Source organism: Paenibacillus sp. FSL W8-0919 (assembly GCF_038003785.1).
Taxonomy (GTDB): Bacteria; Bacillota; Bacilli; order Paenibacillales; family Paenibacillaceae; genus Paenibacillus_AQ; species Paenibacillus_AQ lactis.
In genome coordinates, this window is sequence record NZ_JBBOPV010000001.1 from 1,575,359 (window position 1) to 1,596,153 (window position 20,795).

Here is a 20,795-nt window from a genome sequence, read left to right on the forward strand (position 1 = left end):
TGGAGGGCGAAGGAACATGAAGCAATATATTGTGGCTGGCTATGCCGTTGATGCCGTTCTTCCCGAGATGAAGCGGGAGGATTTATTGAAGCTGACCCATCTGAACGTGGCTTTCGGCCATGTTCGGAATGATGAAATTACGACGGAGCATTTGAAGAACGCGGAGGTTCTGCATGCCATGAAGCGGGATCATCCCAGCCTTACGGTGCTCCTGTCCGTCGGCGGCTGGAGCGCGGGGGGATTCTCCGAAGCGGCCTCCACCGAAGAAGGAAGAAGCCGCATGGCGGCTTCGGCCGTCCGGGTGCTGGAATCGCATCCGTTTGACGGGATTGATCTTGATTGGGAATATCCTTGCTACGGCGAAGCCGGCATTGCTTCGAGCCCGGACGATAAGCGGAATTTCACGCTGCTGCTGAAGGCGATCCGCGAAGCGCTGGATGCCAAGGGCGAGCGCGATGGCCGCCATTATCTGCTGACGATCGCGGCGGGAGCCGATCAATATTATGTGGATGGCACAGAGATGGATCAGGTCCAGCAGTATCTGGACTTCGTCCAGCTGATGACGTATGACATGCGCGGCGGCTTTCAGATCCTCACCGGGCATCATACGAATCTGTATGCGCCGTCCGGCGATCTGTTCCGGATCAGCGTCGATGCTTCCGTAAACCTGTTCGTGCGCGCCGGCGTGCCGAAGGAGAAAATCGTGATCGGGGCAGCGTTCTATTCCCGGATGTGGCGCGAGGTTCCGGACCGCAACCGGGGTCTGCACCAGATGGCCGGTACCACGGGCGGTTATGGGCCAGGCTACGCCGAGCTTGCCGCCGATTACATCGACAAGAACGGCTATGTCCGGTACTGGGACGACGAGGCGTGCGCGCCGTTTTTGTTTAACGGCTCGTGTCTGATTTCCTACGACGATGAGGAGTCGATCGGCCGCAAATGCGGCTATGTCCGGGACGAGGGCCTGGCGGGCATCATGTTCTGGGAATACGGCTGCGACAAGACCGGACGCTTGCTGGATGCGATGCATCAAGGCCTGGGGAGCAAATAATCGGCCCGTTCCCGAGCAATCGAATAGGCCGTACAGAAGGCTCCGTAATACCAAGATAGACGGCACATGCCCAATGTGCGCGTTGCGAATCCAGGGATACCTGGATGGTTCTTTGGACATATGAGCACAAACAAAACCTCCCCTAAGCTTGCGAGCTTCAGGGGAGGTTTTTGTTTGTAGTGCATGCAGGCAGCAACCGGCTACCCGATATATTCCTCATCCTCATCATCCGAGGCGTCGGCACTTCCATTCTGGCTGTGCATTTTGCGGTATTGTCCCGGCGTATAGCCGGTTTCCTTCTTGAATTTGCGGATGAAGTTCGGCGTATCCAGGTAGCCGACCCGCGAAATAATGTCCTTCAACGGATCGGACGTATGCAGCAGCTGCCGGATGACTTCGTCCATCCGTTTCTGCCAGATATATTGGGTGAAGTTCACCCCGACCTTCTCCTTGAAGGAGCGGCTGAAATAGGACGAGGAGATCGAAAATTTCGATGAGATCGTTCCCAGGCTAAGGTCATAATCCGAATAGTTCGCATCGATATAGCTTACGATTTCGTCCATCAAGGAGCTTTCTTCCGTCTCGCTCTTCGCCTCGACATGGGTACAGATGTCGGCGGCGAGACCGGCGAGCTTCTTCTCCAGGTCCTCCAGGGAGTCGTATGATGTGATACTCGGAAGCTCTTGAACGACATGGTGCATGCCGAGCTCCGAGGCCGTCTTCAGCAGCGTATTCAAAATGTCGAAGCAGATGCAGCGCAGCAGCGGAACCGACGGCATTTCCTCCTTCAGGCTGTCCAGCGCGGTGGAGATCATCCGGGCCGCCACGTCGTAGCTTCCCTGCTTCAAGCTCTGATCGAGCTTCAGCAGCACGTCCTTCGGCACCCAGAAGGAGGAGGAATCCTTCGCTCCGGAGAGCGCATGGAAGAAGGTGGTGCTGCCCTGACCGTGAAGCATGGAGGCCTCAAATGCGGTGGAAGCCTCAATGTAGGACTGGTTCAGCTGCTCCGGATGACTGTAGCGGTTGCCGGTCCCGATGACAGGCGGGCTGCCGGCGTGCTCCATAACCATCGACCGGAGCGCCTCCACGATCGCTTCCATGATGCCGTTCAGGCTGGCCTCATGCCCGGTATCGGCATTGAATCCGACGATGAGCGCAAGCCGGTCAGGCTGCGGCAGCTCCACTCCGTACGCATGGGCGGTCAGCTCCGGCAGCTCGACCTCGTTCATCAGCTGCATCAGCGGCCAGCCGCCTGATGGATCCGCTTCGGGCAGGGCATGCGTCTCCCAGCCCATCGTAACGACGAAATAATGGGAGCGGTTGAAGCGGATGCCGAGCTGCTCCTTCAGGTCGGACGGCAATTCCCCGGTATGTCCGTGCTTCAGCAGCATCAGCAGAATATGGTTGCGCGCGTAAGGCTCCTGAAGGTCAACGCGCTTGCTGTAGTCATGCAGCGTCTTCTTGATCCAGTCCAGCTCGTTGGTCTGGGAGGGGGGCTCGGAGAGGCTGCGGACATTTCTCAAGCGCACGAACTCCATCAGATCGGAGATCGGGTGGTACTGCCTCCGGGCCAGTAAAATCGCAAGGACGGTACCCATGATGACAACGAACGAGAACACCAATACAACAAAGGTCCGAATGTGGACGATGCGGCTGAAAAACTGGCTGCTGGGCATAGCTGTAACATACGTCCAGCCGTCATCCGATTTGACGGAAACCACCGAATGGGTCTCTCCGTTCAGGGACAGGCTGTGCGTACCGGGCTCCAATTGAAACAGCGCTTTTACGTCGTTCTTCGTAATGGTGTCACCGTGATGATTGGCGGCCAGCACCTGGCCGTTATTATCGAATATATAGGTCATGCCATGGTAATCGGTCAAGATGGAATCGATCAAGCCCGTCAAATTGGATTCATGGATCAAATACATGACGGTTCCATGGGCAGGGGTGTTGTTCGGGGCGATCGGCACAAGATAGGCCAGCATGGATTTCTGCCCCCGGGTGCCCTGGATGACCTGCTCCGCCGGGCGCATCGTCGGGAGGCGCACGGTATTCAAGTCCCGGATCAGATCCTCCTTGTTCCAGGTGTTGAATTTGTAGCGGCCGGTGAACACGTCGAGGTTCTCCAGACCTTGGGAAGAATAGATATTATTATCCCCGCGAAAGAATAGGAACAGCTCATCGATAATCGAGCTGGTGGCTTTATATTTGACCAGGGCGCCAATCGATTCCCGGCTGTAATACGGATGGTGCGTCCAATAACGCGTCAACTGTTCGTCGTAGGCGATACGGAATGCGATATCCTGCAGCTCCTTCATACGGTCGTCGATGACGGTTTTGGCCTGGGTCAGCTGATTGACGTTGGTCTGCTCAATTTCCGATCGTAAGGTCTTAACGGCGTTGTGATAAATGATGACGGTCAAAATAACAAGAGGGATCAGGAAAATGGATATATATGAGAGTGTATACTTAACCAAAAGCTTGGACTTGAAGTGATTCCATTTCATATTTGCAGGCCTCCCGTTATTTAATAGCACCGTGATAGCGCTATCATAAAGACAGCGAAGCAATTGCCGGATTGCCGAGCCGTTAAATGATCTATTAAAAATACTAGGAGAACTTGCCTCATAAATCAATGCATCATTTAAAAGTTTTGATGGATTCTTTCCAGAAGCTACAGAGAAAGGGGAAAATAAACTTGTCTGGGCGGAGCGAATACGAAAAAAACCGCGAGTCTGCCGCTTACTTAGGTAAGGGAGCAGATTCGCGGGTTCCATGGGTATCATCCTTCAAGGGGGAGCTGAAGGATCAGGATGTGCCTCCGCTTGCAGGCGATAATTGCAGCTGCTTGCGGTAAACGACTTTGGAGATCGATACGCTGATCTCATACAGCAGAAACAGCGGGACGATCACGATCAGGTCGGACATGATATCCGGCGGTGTGATCGTTACGGCTACGATGCAGAGCAGAAAGTAGGCTGCCTTGCGCATCTTGGCCAGCCGAAGCGGATTCACGATGCCAAGCTTGGTAAGAAATACGACAATGGCCGGCATTTCGAACAGGAATCCGAACGGGACGGTCATATGAATCATGAAGGTGAAATACCGCTGAGCCGTGTACATCGTCTCGAATTGGCCTTCCGCCATCCGCTGCATGAACTGCAGCACCATCGGAAACAGCACGAAGTAGCCGAAGACGAGCCCGACAATGAACAGCACGCTAATGACCGGGATGAGGAGCAGCGCGGAGCGCTGGGCGCCATCCGGCAGCGCAGGCTGCACGAACTTCCAGACCTGATAGGCCGCAACCGGAAGCGTGACGGCCAGCGCCACGACGCCGGCGATGATCATGTAGACCCACATGACCTCGGAAGGACCGAGAAGCACAAGCTTCTCGTCCATATCCCGAACCAGCCAGCGGTAAATCTCCTCGACGTAGATAAAGGCGGCCACCATCGCAACGAGGAACGCGATCAGGGTGCGGATCAGGCGCCTCCGCATTTCCTCGAGATGCTCGATCGCGCTCTGGTCGTTCGGGTTAGCTGCCTTGCTTGCCCGCTGCAGCAGCCGCTTTAGGAGCATCGTCTTTCTTCCCGTCCTCATTCTCTTCATCCCCGTTCACCAAGCCCCGGGTTGCGCCTTTGAATTCGCTCAGGGTTCTGCCGAATGCCCGTCCCAGCTCAGGTAGCTTGGAAGGCCCGAAGATGATCAAGGCGATAATTAAAATCAAGATTAAGCCACCGATTCCGATATTGCCAAACGGCATGACTATCGCTCCTATCTATAGTTGAGATTAGTCCAGCTTGAAGCCGCTGATGGCGACTACTGCGCAGCGCGCCATGTTCTCTCCCGAGCGGTGCGGCCAGGTGCTGGTCGGCTTGCTCAGATCCTCCGTGTTCTCGCCCGGATGCTGTACAGACAGGAAGAGCGTCTGCTCGTCCGGCGAGAAGAACGGGCCTGTCAGCTCGCATTCCACCGGGCCGGAGGCGAACTGCAGCGCTTTGCCTTGATCCGGTCCGCTCGTTGGAATAACGAACAGTCCGTTATTCATGAAGGATTTATGCACGCCTTTATTTTGGCTGCTGCTGGAGATGTCCGTCACGACCCACAGATCGCCGTTGGAATCGAACGCCAGGTTGTCCGGGGAGCTGAAGCCCGATTGCCGGCCGCCTGCCGCGAAGATTTCAAAATCGAACTCGAGGGCTGCCAGATCGTTCCCGGCTTCGAAGATCCGCGTAATATGGCCATGAATATTGCCGTGGTTGTCATTGTTCGTATGGCAGACGAAGACGGTGTTGTCGAACGGCGAAATTTCGATATCCTCCGGACGGTCCGTCGGCGTTCCGCCTACGAGGCGAGCGGCTTCCTGGCAATACGTGACGACATCGCCTTGGGACTTGAACTTGCCTTTAACCTCCGGCGCGTCGGCTGCCGCCTTCAGCACCTCTTCCAGCGTAACCGGCTGCCATTTTCCGGATTTCAGGTTGGCTACGTAGAGCGTGCCGTCCTCCAGCAGGGCGGAGTTGGCGCGTCCCTTGCTCTTGTCGTATTTGCCGTTGCTGATGAATTTATACACGCAGGCATCCTTCTTGTCATCGCCCATGTAGACCACGACCCGGCCGTCTTTCGCAAGACCCATTGCCGTATTCTCGTGGTTGAATCTTCCGAGCGCCGTATGCTTTTTAAGGAAGGATTTATCGAATGGATCGACCTCGACGACCCAGCCGTAATGGGTTTCCGGCAATCCCGAGATGCTTGCGGTTTCCTCGAAATTCTCTTCGCAGGACAGCACCGTATTCCAGAGGGTTACGCCTCCGGAGCAGTTGGCGAATGTGCCGGTAGCCGTCGTTGCTCCCTTCAGCGCCGGAATGCCGCGCGCCGGGCCGGTAATGTCGAACTTGGTGAAACCGTTAATGCGGCGGGCATGCTTGGAGGATGTGTCCATCTTCCATACGCCCTTCTCGTCACGGTACACCTCGATCACCGACATGCCTTGATAGTACAAGTTTTTCTCGATTTGGTCGGCCGTCATTTTGCCGTCTTTCACCGGGCCGATCGAGAAGATGGTGGAATATTCATGGTTATTGACCAGCAAACCGCGGACATTGGACCCGTTGATCGGGAAAAAGGCGTTGTAATCGCAGCCGGAGCCGAATTTTTCGCCGGCCGGATTGATCACGTCGTCGAATGCGGCAATGACGTCGTATTTGAAATTTCTCGGCAGGACGAGCTCGTCGGCCTTGGTAGGCTCGATCGGATCGAAATATCCGCTGACGCGGTTTGTCTTGAATCCGAACAGATGATTGGCTGTTCCCGACATCGCGGAAGCTTTGCCCTCCAGAACGCCTAAGCCGGCAGAAGCAGCTGCAAGCGCGGTTGCGCCGGTGCCCAGATAAGAAAGGAAGGTTTTGCGGTCCATCGTTTTACTCAAACTAATCCACCCCTCATGATTAAATGTTCGATAGGACAAGTGTAAGCTGGAAATGTTAAGTCCATATCATCGTTCATGGGGGATTTGTAAAATAGAAGTAATTTCGGGTGCGGAAATATCAAAAGGAGGTAAGCGAGCTGCGGCGGGATTAAAGAGGGGATGGGAGGAAGCTATCGTTCGCCTCGAGCGATGAGGAGCAGGCATGCCGAATACTCCCTGCCGGATTGGGAGGGAGTTGGATGATGAACGCTTTTAATTTTTTGTAAAAAGAAAGTTATTCTGTTCGCTGATACCGCTGACGCATCTGCATGGCCATCGTACGGATGCTCTCGGCCTCCGGCATGGCGAATGAGGCGGCGGCTTCGGTCAAATCCTGATCCGCCTGCCAGCTCCGGATCACGTTCCGCACATCGTCGACAAAGCGGTGTACGGCGTCTTCGCCCGTGCCGATCCCCGTCAGTTGCTCCAGACTGGCGGTGCTGGTATCCTCCACGACCGGGTACAGCTTCGGGTCGGCGCCTGCGGCTGCGATATCGTAAAAGGTACGGACGAGCCGGGCACGCTCGCTGCCGGACCCCTCCGCGATAACGAAAGCCTGGACAATGAAAGCCTTCCGCTGCCGCCGCTGGGCGATGCCGCAAAATTTAAGGCCGTCGATGCTTAAGTCGAACGTTCCCGGGCAAAAGGCGCCTGCGACTTCGCCGGTGTCTACTTGCCGTTCCGTGCCTTGAAGCGCCTGGCGGATCAGCGCAACCATCAGCTCGAAATCCTGATGAAAGTCCGGTGCCGGGCCGGCCGATTGAAAGGGAACGATCAGGGACACATTGACGACGCCGGGGTCCAGCGGCACGGCTGCGCCGCCAGAGTGGCGGACGGCAGTGTCGTAGCCAAGGGAGCGGAGCCATGTTTCCCCTTCGGGCGCTTGCGGAAGACGGCTGTCTCGAGCGCCCATGACAAACGCCCTCGGGTGGCGCCACAAATGACACACGGCAGGACCGCCGCTTCCGGCCTGCCGGCATAACAGCTCATCCAATGCAAAATGGAGCAGCACATCATCTGAATTCAAATCGTCGGTCCGATCCAGCAGGAGGATCGGTTGATGTTGCAGTGACAGCGGGGTATTCACGCTTTCTTGCGCCTCCTCTATTGTACAATGGCTATATACCATCTTCGGTTCGTTATAGTTGCCACATATGTGAACAAGGTTTCCTCTTATCCGTGATCAAACAAGGGGCCGTATGGCGATTACGGATCCCCGATCGGGATAATCTCATGAACAGCATACCATAAAGCGGGCTTGGCGGCTGTCCGGTATGGACGTTCTCAGCAGACAGCTTCATTGACAAGCGAGAGGAAACTCTCCTATAATCCGAGTAAGCTTATTACCTTTGTTAGATAAATGATGACAGAAACCGCGGGAATATTATTTTTGAATATAATTTTTGAACATATAAGGAGTATGAAGCATCATGGCCAACATTTATAAAAGCGTTGCAGATATGATCGGGGAGACGCCGATGGTAAAGCTTCAGCGTCTCGCGCCGCCAGGGGCGGCCGAGATCTATGTGAAGCTGGAGAAATTCAACCCGTCCGGCAGCGTGAAGGACCGGGCCGCTTACAATTTGATTCATACGGCGGAAACGAAGGGCCTGCTTAAGCCCGGCGGCACCATTATCGAGCCGACCAGCGGAAATACCGGCATCGGACTTGCCATGATCGCCGCTGCCAAAGGGTATCGCGCCATCCTCATTATGCCGGATAATATGTCCAAGGAACGGATCAATTTGCTAAAGGCCTACGGGGCCGAGGTTGTCCTGACGCCGAGCAGCGAGCGCATGCCGGGTTCGATTGCGAAGGCCCTTGAGTTGCGGGAGCAGATCCCCGGGAGCTTCATTCCGCAGCAGTTTGAGAATGCAGCCAATCCGGATATTCATCGCGCCACGACTGCCCCGGAAATTCTGCAGCAGACCCAAGGACGGTTGGATGCGTTTGTCGCTACGGCCGGCACCGGCGGAACGGTAACGGGCACGGGCGAGGAGCTAAGGAGGCATCTGCCGGACCTGCATATTGCGGTCGTGGAGCCCAAGGGCTCTCCTGTCCTTTCCGGCGGGCAGCCGGGTCCTCATAAGCTGGTGGGGACGAGTCCGGGGTTCGTGCCAAAGATTCTGAATACCGGCATTTATAATGAAATTATTCAGATTGCGGACGAGGATGCGCTGCAGACGGCAAGGGACTTGGCCCGCAAGGAGGGGATCCTTGTGGGGCCGTCCTCCGGCGCTTCGGTATTCGCGGCAATGCGCGTCGCCGAGCGGCTGGGCGAAGGAAAGCGGGTCGTCTGCATTGCGCCGGACACGGGCGAACGGTATTTGAGCATGGATATTTTTTGATATGACAAAGGGGACTCCCAGCGGGAGTCCCCTTTTACGTGACAATGTCGCCGAGCAATAAATCTCTCTAGCTGTCTTTTTTATAAAAGGAATCCTCCGTTTACTCACGAAATGGTTGATAGTTGATTTTTTTCTCTAAAAAATGTTTTTGCCATGTCGATTCCCTAGTCGGTTGTTCGTTGAACTAGTAAAGGCCCGATTTCGAGGTCCTATTTGATAACAGGAGGGAACTTCCCATGAGATTTATGATGATTGTAAAAGCAACCGAGGATTCCGAGGCGGGTGTGCTGCCGAGCAAGGAGCAGCTTGACGCCATGATGAGGTACAACATGGAGCTGGCCCGGGCCGGCGTGCTGCTCGCAGCGGACGGACTGCATCCAAGCTCAGGCGCGATCCGGATTTCGTATCCGGAGCCAGGAGGGAAACCGAAGGTGACGGACGGGCCCTTCACCGAGGCCAAGGAACTGATCGCCGGCTATACGTTGATCGAAGTGAAATCGCGGGAAGAGGCGATCGAGTGGGCGATGCGCATGCCGGACCCTCACGGGTATGGCGCGGGGCAGATCGAGCTTCGGCAGGTGTTCGAGCCGACTGAATTGACGGAGGATCCCGAATCCCAGGCCCAGCAATATGAGATGCGTGAGCATATCGAGCGGCAGAAGCGATAGAGGGATCCATGGACACACATCGTACGATAGACGCAATCTGGAGAATTGAGTCCTCCCGGATTATTGCCCATTTGACTCGAATGGTGCGCGATATCGGACTGGCGGAGGACCTGGCGCAGGACGCGCTCGTGACCGCACTGGAACGGTGGCCGGAGACGGGAATGCCGGAGAATCCGGGCGGCTGGCTGATGACCGTGGCCAAGCGTAAAGCGCTGGACATGCTTCGTCGAAACAAGCTGCGCGATCGGAAGTATGAGCTGATTGGCCGGGAGCAGGAGCCGTGGGCCGATTCCGAGCCGGATGTGCCGGAACCCGGCGAGGTGGGGGATGATCTGCTGCGGCTGATCTTCATGACCTGCCACCCGGTCCTCTCGCCGGAGGCGCGGGTCGCCCTGACCCTGCGCCTTCTTGGCGGGCTCACGACGGCCGAGATTGCCCATGCCTACCTGACTTCCGAGGCAACCGTCGCGCAGCGGATCGTCCGTGCCAAGCGGACGCTGTCCGCGACCCGGGTGGCGTTCGAAATTCCGCAAGGTCCGGAGCTTAAACCGCGGCTTTCGTCGGTGCTTGAGGTCATTTATCTAATGTTCAACGAAGGATATGCCGCGACATCGGGCAGCCAGTGGATAAGGCCGCTCCTGTGCCAGGAGGCGCTTCGCATCGGACGGATTCTGGCCGAGATTGCGCCCGCGGAGCCGGAGGTCCACGGCTTGGTGGCGTTAATGGAATTTCAGGCTTCCCGCTTCAAGGCCCGGGTGGATCAACGCGGCGAGCCGGTTCTGCTCATGGATCAGAACCGGGGACTATGGGACTACCTGCTGATCCGGCGCGGTTTTGCCGCGCTGGAGCGGGTGGAGCAGCTGGGCGGCATGACCGGTCCGTATGCGATCCAGGCCGCGATCTCCGCCTGCCATGCGGGTGCGCCGAAGGCCGAGGATACCGACTGGATCCGGATTTCGGCCTTGTATGAGGCGCTCGCTCAGGTCTCCCCTTCCCCGATTGTGGAATTGAACCGGGCGGTCGCGCTTTCCATGGCGTTCGGGCCGGAGATCGGGCTTGAGATCGTGGACATTTTACAAGCCGAGCCGTCTCTGAAAGGATACCATCTTCTGCCAAGCGTCAGAGGAGATTTGCTGTTCAAGCTGGGTCGGCTGGATGAGGCATGCCAAGAATTCAAGCGAGCCGCTTCGCTGACCGATAACCAGCGGGAGAAGCAATTATTGCTTAGCCGTGCCGCGGAATGCGCGTCAAGCGGCGAATAACGGTGGGCTCTCTCCCATACAAAAAATTTTTCGAAAAAATTTCGAGTGGATGTCGATTTGGGCGATGGCCGTTCGTCACTTATATAAGATGAACAAAAAAATGAGATATTAGCAAGGGAGTAAAGTGATTCCGAAGAAGTCTAAAGCTTTCTAAATGAAAGCTACATCGGAAGCATAAGCTTAGTGGTCGCCTTTGCGACCGAATTTCTACCCTAATATGAATTCATCAGATTAAGAAATTTGGGAGCAACAGCGATCGTAGGAACACTTTACGTACTTGCCTAACATCTTATTAAAAAACAAATGAAAAGAGGATGAAGAATATGCAAGCACAATTGATTCCATTTATTATTTCCGGTGACGCGAGAGCACAAGCCGCGTTCTATATCGAAGCGGTCGGAGGAGAAGTCCATGCGTTGTCTACCTTCGGGGACGCTCCGGGCACGCCGGAATCGAGCAAGGATAAAGTGATGCATCTATCGATGACACTGGCGGGAGGGAATACGTTAATCATGTCGGATGCCTTTCAAGATGCGGAACTGAGCGCTAATATGGGACTGTCGCTATCGTTTGATGACGAGGAGGCTGCACGCACCGCTTACCGTAACCTGAGCGCCGGAGGCGTGGAGAAATATCCGTTTGCCCTTCAGCCATGGGGGAATTTCTATTACGGCGAGCTCGTGGACCGGTTCGGCATGACGTGGCAGCTGGTGAAGCAGGGCTAGGCATAAGAACGTGGATCTCCAAGATACCGGTCATACCTAGTGAGTGAGCATAAAGCTTGTCGGTAGCGTGTTTGGCGTTTTGACATGATCGCATGTGCTTAGGATACATGCCTTCGCAGCATTACTGCAGCGTGAGCCCATTATCCAGTGACATAGAGGGAGCTGTAAAAAATGAACCAAAACCAAGAAGTGTCCGATTACATCGAAGCATTAGGCGATGCCTGGAAGATCGAGTTGAGTACGAATCTCAGGGAGCTTGTCCACAACGCGATCCCGGAGGTTCAGGAACGGATGCAGTACAAAAAGCCGCATTTCTTGAAAAACGGAAAATACGCGGCCGTGATCAGCGTTGCCAAGAGCGCGGTGAGCTTTACGATTTTTAACGCGGAGGGATTGGCATGGCCGGAGGATACATTTGATGGACCGCCGGAGCGGAAAACGATGAAAATTGCCCAAGGACAGGATGTGGATGAGCAGGCGCTTTCTGCCCTGCTGAAGCAGGCTTCCGCGAGCTTATAGTAAGAAACCGGTGTGCAGGCGGGACGGTATCGGTGGAGACGGTTCATCCGCGATCTTGACGGGATCGCGGACGAGGCCGGCTTCATTTTTTTGTCCCGTGCTGCTTCGTCGGGAGTTTGTCGCTAGGCGTCCCTTTGCCGTTGTTTTTGTTGCGGCGGGCTTTCTCCGCATTCTCATTCATTTTTTCTACGAAATCATGGGTGCTTTCCATTAATGATTCGGCTCCTTTGCATCAAAATATGAGATAACAAGCGTGTCCTGCTTAATATAACCATTCGGACGTCATTGTATTTGGTGATTTTGATGGCGGCGGGAACTGGCTGGGGTAACAGTCCCTATAAAAATAAGAATCCAGCTGACAGGCAAAGGGAGAGCTTCCCCGATATGCCTGCAGCTGGATCTAATTGTGTTTCGCACAATCTGTCGCCCGGCGCACATTCTTGGAGACGTGCGCCGAGGCCTTTATCTTTTAAACCAATTTTACGTGCCTTCCGTTTTTCGCTGCCTTACTTGGAATGGCTAATCAGCAGCTCGTATTTATTCAGGGAAGCGCCTAATATATTCTCGTTACGGCCCTGACCGTGGGATTGGCGGAACGATTCGCTGGACGTCCAGCGCTTGAATGCTTCCTCATCCTCCCAAACGGTAGATACCTTCAGTTCCTCGGCTTCGGCGCCTTCCTTGGCTTCATGCCATACCTCCATCCGCACGAATCCTTCAATTTCCTGAACCCCTTTGGCCTCAGCGAATCGCTGTGCGATCTCCTTGCCGTGGCCGGGCTTCACTTTAATCGAGTTGGTCACAACCAGCATGCCGCATCCTCCTTTTCATTCATCCTGTTCCTCTAACGTATGTCCATTATACAGGAACGGACGGACCGATTTCATCTTGGGGGAGCCGGTGCAGGTGAGGCGGGCCGAGCGGGCTGCCTCTTGTACCCCTGATGCTTACGTTGCCGCCGGCCCCTCGCCCGGCGTATCGATGGCCGGAGCCGGAGCGGCCTTGGTCTTGGGCCGGCCGCTCCAGGACCAATAGGTGCCCATCCGGAGCAGTCTCTCCACGGGACCGCTGCGGAATCGCTTCAGCCACAGCAGACTGCCTGCTGCCAGCACCGCATAGATGCCGATCGCCAAAAGCGCCCCTTGCAGCACGCCGAGCTTGCCGAACAAGCCGAGTCCGAATCCGTAGAAGATGAGCACGCAGACGACGCTCTGCGTCAAATAGTTGGTCAGCGACATGCGGCCCACCGCCTCGAATGCCCGGATCACGACCGATTGCCTTGATGAGAAGGCGTATAACGAAGCAAACAAGTAAATATACCCTAGAGCCAGCAGCGGGCCGCCAAGCATCATGAAGATGCCGTTCCATTCATGCGTCGTGCCCAGCATTACGCCGGCGGTCTTCAGCGCAAGGCCGACGGGAATGAGCAGCGCCCACCGGATATACAGCCGGATTTCCATGGACGGATGGAGGAAGCGTCGCCGTTTGGCCGCCGCCATGCCGAACAGGAACATCGGGGCGCTCATAAGCGGAGCGATCAGGACCACAAGGAGCATCAGCCAATCTGGCAGATTGAGCGGCATCTCCTCGTTTGACCGAAAATCCATGATTTCACCAAAGCTGCCGCTGCCGTAGACCTCGATTGATTTGGTCACATAGGCTTCCATTCGGGAGGCGTCTTCCGGAGTCGGTTCCATGGAGCCGTATCCAAGGGCCGTCATGAGGGCCAGCAGAATAATTCCCCAGATCAGCAGCGTCTTCGCCTTGCGTTTCACGAACAGGAGCAGAAAGAAGCCGATTCCCCCATAGAACAATAGAATGTCGCCTTCCCAAATAAAGGTCGAGTGCAGCAGACCGAGTCCGATCAGCAGCACAGAGCGGCGGGAGAAGCTGCGTCCGTATTTCAGGCCTTTGGCTGTAAGGCTCTCCCTCATCATCACCATGCTGTAGCCGAACAGGAAGGTAAAGATCGGCATGAAGCTGCCTTCCACGAATACCTTCAGGATATTGTGGCTGATCGTATCCAGCGCGGAGGGCTGGAAGAAATGCAGCTCATCCTTTCCGAACATGCCGTATTGAAAAATGAGCATATTGGCCATCAGAATGCCCGCCAGGCTTAACCCGCGAATCGCGTCGACGACCGTTGAACGTTTATGTGTACTCACACATCATCACCTCTTAGCCATAAGTATAGCCATTGCACTTGAATATAAAGGAAACGGCAACCTAACTTTTTCTTAACGCCTCCGGCATTTGTTTAACTCCTGTTAAGGTTGCTGTGCTAGCATAATGTACGGGTGAGAATTATGGACAATACACGAATTTTAATAGTAGATGATGAGCCTTCGATCGTGAAAATGCTCCAGATGGTGCTGCGCAAAGAAGGCTTCAACCGGATATACACGGCCGCCAGCTGCAAGGAGGCCCTTCGGGAAATCGCTGCACATGGCGCGGACTTCGTGCTGCTGGACGTCATGCTGCCCGACGGCACGGGCTTTGATCTGTGTCCTCAGCTGCGTGCCTACGGAAGTCCGCACATCCTGTTTCTTACAGCCAAGGCTTCGGATCTTGACGTGCTCACCGGCTTTGCCATGGGCGGGGACGATTATGTGACCAAGCCGTTTAATCCGCTGGAGATTGCGGCCCGGATCAAAGCGCGGCTGCGGCGCGGCGGCATCGGAACGAATGCGGCAGTCAGTCCGGCCGTTATTCGAAGCTCCTGGGATTTCGGCCGGTTTAGAGTGGATGAGGCTGCCGGCGAGCTGACGGTCCTTGGGGAACCGGTGCCGTGTCCGGCGCAGGTGTTCCAGCTGCTGCTGTATTTCTGCAAGCATCCCGGCGTCGTCTTCTCCAAATCCCAGCTGTACGAAGCGGTATGGGGCATTGACGGCATGGGCGAGGACAATACCGTGATGGTGCATATCCGGCGCATCCGGGAGCGGATCGAGGAGGATCCGAGCAACCCGCAGTATCTGCTTACGGTTCGGGGACTCGGCTATAAGCTCGTCAAGGAGAGCGGCCGATGAGACTGCGAAGAAGGCTTGCCTTTCATTTTACCTATCAATTGATTGCATTCTCGGCATTCATGTTCTGTTTTATCATCGTGCTGATGTTTTTCCTTATTAGTCATATCAGCAACGAGGAGATCAAGCGGAACTTCCCGGCAGGGGTGCTGGACAGCATCGTCGGGGAAACCGTTGCGGAGAAGGGGAGCGTTCAGCTGGAGGAGCATTGGAAGGTGCTGCTGCAGGAGAGCGGCATGTGGCTTCAGGTCGTCGATATGGAAGGGAACGTCATTCATGCCACGAATACCCCTTCGGATGTTCCAAGCGAGTACTCCGTCAGCACCCTGCTCGCCATAAAGGAAGAACGGAGGCTCGGCAAATATACGATGGACTGGCAGATGGACCTGTTCTATAAAGAACCGCTGCTGTTCCTGGCAGGTCGGGTCGATGCCGGATCGGACCAGCTCCTGGACTGGGTGGCCGCTTATGAGAAGGACGGGCTTGTCGACCCTGAATTCGAAAGGGAGCTGCAAGGGAAGCTTGGCGGCGCAGGCGGCTACCTCCATATCATTGACGGGGAAGGCCGTATCGTGCAGTCGCTCGGGGAAGGCGCCGGAGATAAGTCGGAGTACCACCCGTTGGAGATCATCGCCATGCAGGAGCAGCCGGGTACCTATTCGACGCATATTGCCGTATTTCGGGACAAGAACAGCGGCAACACCTGGATCTACCATACCCCGCAGGATGAAGCGCTGGGGAAACGGCCGATGATGAACGAGCTGATACGCGTCGCCCTGTGGGCCATGATGAGCGTGCTGCTTCTCTCGCTCGCCATTGCGATCTGGCACGGCTATCGTTACAGTCGCCCGTTACTGCTCTTTACCGGCTGGTTCGAGCGGATGGGCAGCGGAGCGTATGAAGAAGTGCTGACGCCGAAAGACCGCAAACGGGTCTTCCGCAAGAACGGCAAGCTTCGCATGCGATATAAGCTGTACAAGGAAGTGATCCATTCTTTTTACCGGATGGCCGAGCAGCTGGCAGAGGCTGAACGGGAACGCGAACGTCTGGAACGGAACCGGGAGGAATGGATGTCGGGGATATCGCATGATCTGCGTACTCCGCTCTCCTCCATTCAGGGTTACGGTTACATGCTGGAAAGCGCTCCGAATGATTGGAGTGCGGAGGAGCTGCGGGAGATGGGCACCGTCATCCGGGAAAAAGGGGATTATATGCTGGAACTGATCGACGATTTCTCGCTCGTGTTCCGCCTCAAGAGCACGATCCGCCCGCAGGAGCTTATCCCGCTCGATCTGAATGAGCTGGTCCGCCGCTGTGTGCTGAAATACGTGAACGATGCCACGCTGAATGAAGCGACCTTTACCTATATCGGCGGGGAAACGCCGCTGCTCGTGAACGGTAATGCGAAGTGGCTGCAGCGCCTCATGGATAACCTGATTATCAATGCGGTCAAGCATAATCCGGAAGGGGTCAAGATCGAGGTTCGGGTCGAAAGCCGGCCTGGCGGTGCCGCAATCATCGTCGCGGATCAGGGCAACGGCATGGACGAGGAGACGAAGGCTAACCTGTTCGAGCGGTATTACCGCGGAACGAACACGGAGGAGAGCGTGGACGGCTCGGGTCTCGGGATGAGCATTGCGAAGGCCATCGTGGAGGCTCATGCAGGCAAGGTAGGCATCTGGTCCGAGCTGGGTCGGGGCACGACCATTACCGTACTGCTGCCTGAGGCTGGGCAGGGAGACGGGGATGAGCCCGATACCGGCAAGGATTCGAGGGGAAAGTGAGAGCGGATGCCGGCAGGAATCGGCTCTATAACTAGGGTTGCACGCCTGAATGCGGGATTGCCGATCTCGGCCGGATAGCTGCAAAAAAATCCACCCGCTGCGATCCTTGGTGCGCTATAATAGCCTGGAAATGATTTCATTTGCTTACTATCTATCGACCGGAGGACATCCATGGGCTCAACTTCTTTTCGGCAATTAACCGGTAATGCCAGGGGCTGTCTCGTCTATGAACCGCTGTTCCTGATTCCCTACAGCATGTTTGCGACGTACAGCTCCATCTTTATGTACCAGCTTGGCGTAACCGAGACGGGAATCGGCTGGATCACCTCGATCGGCCTGCTCGTCCAAGTGCTTTCCTCGTTTCTTAGCGGCTATCTTACGGACCGGATGGGCCGCAAGCGTGCGCTGCTCTATTTCGACGTGCTCAGCTGGAGCATCGCTACGCTGCTATGGGCCGTCTCGCAAAACTTCTGGTTCTTTGTCATCGCGGCTGTAATCAACGGTTTTCAAAAAGTGCCCCATACGGCGTTCTATTGCCTGCTTGTTGAAGACACGGCCCCTAAGGAGCGGACGTATGTGTTTACGCTGCTGCAGCTGATCAGCGTAGTAGGGGGCTTGTTCGCCCCACTCGGGGGATTGCTGGTGTATCACTTCTCGTTGGTGCCTGGAGTGCGGATCATGTTCGTGCTGGCCTGTATCCTGATGACGATTCAATTCATCGGCAGGCATTATGCGACCCGGGAGACGGAGATCGGCTACCGCAAGATGAAGGAGACAAAGTCCATGAGCCTGCGCGAAGGCATGGTCGACTATATATCCGTCATGAAGGGCATGCTGAAAAGCCCGCTCCTGCTGATCATCTTCGGCGTTTATATTCTGTTTAACTTTCAGATGACCGTGAAGACGACCTATGTCTCTATTTTTATGGTGGAATATTTGCATCTCGGCAGCGGATTGATTTCCGTCTTTCCGGCATTCTCCTCCATCATCATGCTGATGTTCATGAGATGGATCATGCCGCGGATCAGTGAGTCCAAAGTGAACCGGACGATGGTCTGGGGATTCATCATTTCGGTGCTTGCGAACGTCGTTCTCGTCATCGCCCCGGAGGGCGACCTTGTCGTGCTCAGCGTAAGCACGATCATCGCGGCGGTTGGAACGATGATGACCTATCCGTATCTTGAAACGGCGGTTGCGAATGCCATTGATGACGATAACCGGGCTAAAATATTCGCGCTGCTCCAGGTGCTTATCCTGATCGTGATTACGCCTTCCGGCGTGATCGGAGGCTGGGCTTATGGCATCGATCCGCGCATTCCGTTCCTGCTTGTTGCGGGGGCGTTTGCCGTCAGCATTCCGCTGATGATGCTGTACGCCAAAAAGGTATCAAAGGCTCCAGCCGAAGTCAGCCTGTAATACAGGGGTGCTTCATTCGATACATAGGCTTCTGGCTTGCGGCCATGATTTTGGCGGCATCCTGGTATTTCCTAAAGAGGCCGGTTCCTTCCTGTCACTTGACTTCTTGGACAGGAGGATTATAATTCTAACAACAAATGAGTAGAATTGAATAGGGTAAAGGTCTTAGCAGCAAATCTTGATGTATATGCCGGGGAATAGGGCCCAGGCGTCTCTACCAGGTTACCGTAAATGACTTGACTACATAAAAGATGAGAATAGGACAGCCCGAGCTTTGAAGGGGAATCGCGAGGCATGGCGGTACCCCGGTACGCGTGGCGTTTCACGTATTCGTCCGAGTGGGACCGGCGCAAGGTCTAATCCGGAATCAGCGGCAATATTACGCGAGCGCAGCAGATAAGCAAGGGACTTTCTCATCTTGATGAATTCAATCTTTAGGCATCCCGGGCAGGTACGCTGTCCGGGTTGTTTTGCGTTCCGCAGCTCAGGGGGATCGTATTGATCTAAACCATGGGCCCCTCCCTCCATGCGTGAAAAATTTGCGATGAAGGGCATCATCAGACTCACTGCGTAGATATCCAATCAGCAAAAAAGGGGAGCGTGCAATCATCATGAGTTCAAGCAAAAGACATAAACGATACGAGGTCAGCCGGCAGCTGGGACAGGTTGCTTTGGGGCAGTCGCCAGCCGAGCTGGTGATCAAGAACGGCACGCTGGTCAACGTATTTACGGGCGAGCTTCAAGCGAATATGGACGTGGCGGTTGCAGCCGGGCGCATTGCCTATATCGGCAATGCGGATCATACCATCGGCGAGGGCACGAAAGTGATTGATGGCAAAGGGCGGTATATTACGCCGGGACTGCTTGATGGCCATATGCACGTCGAATCCACGATGCTGACGGTGACCGAATTTGCCAAGGCGGCCATCGTAAGCGGAACGACCGGTATCTATATGGATCCGCACGAGATTGCCAACGTGTTCGGTATGGAAGGCGTGCGCTGGATGCATGAGGAAGGTCAGCAGCTGCCGCTGAAGGTATTCACGACCATTCCTTCCTGCGTCCCCGCAACATTCGATCTGGAGGATGGCGGCGCCCAGCTTGGCGTATCCGATATCGAAGAGGGGCTGACCTGGCCCGGCACGGCAGGCCTCGGTGAAGTAATGAACTTCCCAGGCGTCGTGAACGGCGATCCGACGATGCTCGGAGAGATTGAAGCAACGCTGCGTGCGGGCAAGACGGTAACCGGACATTTTCCGGCTGAGGATGACCGAATGCTTCAGGCTTATTTGGCTACAGGGGTTAGCTCCGACCACGAGACGGTGACACGGGAGCAGGCGCTGGAGAAGGTTAGGCTCGGGATGCATCTGATGATCCGCGAGGGTTCGGCATGGCAGGACATCAAGGAGGTCATCAAAGTGGTGACCGAGGATAAGGTGCGCACGGACAACATGTCGCTCATTACCGACGATGTATACCCGCAGACGCTGGTGCGGCTCGGCCATATGAACCATATCGTGCGGCGGGCGATGGAAGAAGGGGTTGACCCCGTAACCGCGATTCAAATGGGCACGATCAACGTTGCGCGCTATTTCGGAATGGAACTGGACCTTGGCAGCGTCTCGCCGGGGAAATCGGCGGACATCCTGCTCATTGACGATTTGAAGCGCATGGTTCCATCGGTCGTCATTGCCGATGGCGAGGTCGTTGCGGAGAACGGCCGCCTCGTGGTGGAGTTTCCGTCCTACCAATATCCGGAGAAGGCTTATCAATCGGTGCGTCTAGCCCGGGCCCTCACCCCGGAAGATTTCCTGCTCCGCAGCAAATCGGGTTCGGCTGCGCGAACGGAAGTCAATGTCGTGCGCGTCATTGAGAACAGTGCCCGTACAGCTAAAATGACGGCGGTTCTCCCGGTGGAGGACGGTATCATCCAGCCGGACCTGGAGCAGGACGTCGTGCAGCTTGCTTGCATCGAGCGTCACCGCGGAACCGGGCAAATCTCGCTAGGGTTCGCGAGCGGCTTCGGTCTGAAGTCGGGTGCGGTCGCTTCGACCGTGGCCCATGACAGCCACAACCTGCTGGTGATGGGCACGAATGTGGACGATATGGCATTTGCCGCCAATGAGCTGGCGGCTTGCGGCGGCGGCATGATCGTCGTCCGGGACGGGAAGGTGCTGGCGAAGGTGGCTATGCCGATCGCCGGCCTTTTGGCTGACCGTCCGGTGGAAGTCGTGGCCGAGGAAGTGGCGGCGCTGGAGGATGCCTGGAAGGAGCTTGGTTGCTTCATCAACGCGCCGTTCATGACCTTCTCCCTCATCGCGCTCCCGGTCATTCCGGAAATCCGCATCACGAACCGCGGGATTGCGGATGTGATAGAGTTTAAGCTGATCGAGACTGAGGTGGGTCCGGTTCAATAAAATGTACAAGCTAATGCAATGATCTGCATGCCGCATCGTACGAGCAATAACGACGAGGGTCGTGCAGCAGTGATGAGGAACGACGCGCGCCGGGAGAGGCACGTGGTATAGT

General features: G+C 55.6%; 18 protein-coding genes and 1 riboswitch. Of the genes, 10 read left to right on the forward strand and 8 right to left on the reverse strand.

Annotated features, from left to right (window positions below; genetic code table 11):
• Positions 1–16: 16 nt before the first annotated feature.
• Complete coding sequence (locus NST44_RS06860) at positions 17–1,051, forward strand: glycoside hydrolase family 18 protein (RefSeq protein ID WP_007128907.1); 1,035 nt, start codon at positions 17–19, stop codon at positions 1,049–1,051.
• A gap of 200 nt (positions 1,052–1,251) precedes the next feature.
• On the opposite strand, the gene NST44_RS06865 is transcribed toward NST44_RS06860, so the two are convergent.
• The 5 genes from NST44_RS06865 to NST44_RS06885 all read right to left on the reverse strand — a co-directional run bounded on the left by NST44_RS06865 (position 1,252) and on the right by NST44_RS06885 (position 7,608).
• Positions 1,252–3,558 carry a helix-turn-helix domain-containing protein gene (locus tag NST44_RS06865; RefSeq protein ID WP_007128906.1) on the reverse strand — a complete coding sequence of 769 codons (2,307 nt, stop codon included), beginning with the start codon at positions 3,556–3,558 and terminating at the stop codon, positions 1,252–1,254.
• Positions 3,559–3,859: 301 nt separating this feature from the next.
• Positions 3,860–4,654: a twin-arginine translocase subunit TatC gene (gene tatC / locus NST44_RS06870; RefSeq protein WP_276824950.1), complete on the reverse strand. Its 795-nt coding sequence runs from the start codon at positions 4,652–4,654 to the stop codon at positions 3,860–3,862.
• Positions 4,590–4,817, reverse strand: a complete 228-nt coding sequence (tatA, locus tag NST44_RS06875) for a twin-arginine translocase TatA/TatE family subunit (protein WP_007128904.1) — start codon at positions 4,815–4,817, stop codon at positions 4,590–4,592. Before tatA ends, tatC begins: the two co-directional genes overlap by 65 nt.
• 27 nt (positions 4,818–4,844) lie before the next feature.
• On the reverse strand, positions 4,845–6,470 hold the full coding sequence (locus NST44_RS06880; RefSeq protein WP_007128903.1) for a PhoX family protein: 1,626 nt from the start codon (positions 6,468–6,470) through the stop codon (positions 4,845–4,847).
• Between the two features lie 286 nt (positions 6,471–6,756).
• Entirely contained in the window at positions 6,757–7,608 is an 852-nt protein-coding gene (locus NST44_RS06885; protein ID WP_007128902.1) for a lipoate--protein ligase family protein, read from the reverse strand.
• A gap of 343 nt (positions 7,609–7,951) precedes the next feature.
• Here NST44_RS06885 and cysK point away from each other — a divergent pair, with 343 nt between their 5' ends.
• The 5 genes from cysK (at position 7,952) to NST44_RS06910 (ending at position 12,043) form a co-directional block, all read left to right on the forward strand.
• Complete coding sequence (cysK, locus tag NST44_RS06890) at positions 7,952–8,869, forward strand: cysteine synthase A (protein ID WP_007128901.1); 918 nt, start codon at positions 7,952–7,954, stop codon at positions 8,867–8,869.
• Positions 8,870–9,105: 236 nt separating this feature from the next.
• Complete coding sequence (locus NST44_RS06895; protein ID WP_007128900.1) at positions 9,106–9,537, forward strand: YciI family protein; 432 nt, start codon at positions 9,106–9,108, stop codon at positions 9,535–9,537.
• An 8-nt stretch (positions 9,538–9,545) separates the two neighbouring features.
• The gene (locus NST44_RS06900; protein ID WP_007128899.1) at positions 9,546–10,799 is read left to right on the forward strand and encodes an RNA polymerase sigma factor; all 1,254 of its coding nucleotides are present in this window, start codon (positions 9,546–9,548) and stop codon (positions 10,797–10,799) included.
• 323 nt (positions 10,800–11,122) lie between these two features.
• Entirely contained in the window at positions 11,123–11,524 is a 402-nt protein-coding gene (locus tag NST44_RS06905) for a VOC family protein (RefSeq protein WP_340898500.1), read from the forward strand.
• Between the two features lie 171 nt (positions 11,525–11,695).
• On the forward strand, positions 11,696–12,043 hold the full coding sequence (locus NST44_RS06910) for a DUF1801 domain-containing protein (protein WP_007128897.1): 348 nt from the start codon (positions 11,696–11,698) through the stop codon (positions 12,041–12,043).
• Positions 12,044–12,125: 82 nt separating this feature from the next.
• Here NST44_RS06910 and NST44_RS06915 read toward each other — a convergent pair whose 3' ends face one another.
• The 3 genes from NST44_RS06915 to NST44_RS06925 all read right to left on the reverse strand — a co-directional run bounded on the left by NST44_RS06915 (position 12,126) and on the right by NST44_RS06925 (position 14,208).
• Positions 12,126–12,254: a DUF4023 family protein gene (locus NST44_RS06915; RefSeq protein ID WP_007128896.1), complete on the reverse strand. Its 129-nt coding sequence runs from the start codon at positions 12,252–12,254 to the stop codon at positions 12,126–12,128.
• A gap of 295 nt (positions 12,255–12,549) precedes the next feature.
• Positions 12,550–12,855 carry an antibiotic biosynthesis monooxygenase gene (locus NST44_RS06920; protein WP_007128895.1) on the reverse strand — a complete coding sequence of 102 codons (306 nt, stop codon included), beginning with the start codon at positions 12,853–12,855 and terminating at the stop codon, positions 12,550–12,552.
• A 135-nt stretch (positions 12,856–12,990) separates the two neighbouring features.
• A complete protein-coding gene (locus NST44_RS06925) occupies positions 12,991–14,208 on the reverse strand; it encodes a DUF418 domain-containing protein (protein WP_007128894.1) in 1,218 nt (405 codons plus the stop codon).
• Positions 14,209–14,349: 141 nt separating this feature from the next.
• Here NST44_RS06925 and NST44_RS06930 point away from each other — a divergent pair, with 141 nt between their 5' ends.
• The 4 genes from NST44_RS06930 to ade all read left to right on the forward strand — a co-directional run bounded on the left by NST44_RS06930 (position 14,350) and on the right by ade (position 20,683).
• Positions 14,350–15,069, forward strand: coding sequence for a response regulator transcription factor (locus NST44_RS06930; RefSeq protein ID WP_040738309.1), 720 nt, complete (start codon positions 14,350–14,352; stop codon positions 15,067–15,069).
• Positions 15,066–16,850, forward strand: coding sequence for a sensor histidine kinase (locus NST44_RS06935; RefSeq protein WP_007128892.1), 1,785 nt, complete (start codon positions 15,066–15,068; stop codon positions 16,848–16,850). The genes NST44_RS06930 and NST44_RS06935 overlap by 4 nt, the downstream gene beginning before the upstream one ends.
• 171 nt (positions 16,851–17,021) lie before the next feature.
• Complete coding sequence (locus NST44_RS06940) at positions 17,022–18,266, forward strand: MFS transporter (RefSeq protein ID WP_007128891.1); 1,245 nt, start codon at positions 17,022–17,024, stop codon at positions 18,264–18,266.
• A 161-nt stretch (positions 18,267–18,427) separates the two neighbouring features.
• Positions 18,428–18,529: riboswitch (purine riboswitch) on the forward strand.
• 348 nt (positions 18,530–18,877) lie between these two features.
• On the forward strand, positions 18,878–20,683 hold the full coding sequence (gene ade, locus NST44_RS06945; protein ID WP_340898509.1) for an adenine deaminase: 1,806 nt from the start codon (positions 18,878–18,880) through the stop codon (positions 20,681–20,683).
• The last annotated feature ends 112 nt before the right edge of the window (positions 20,684–20,795 follow it).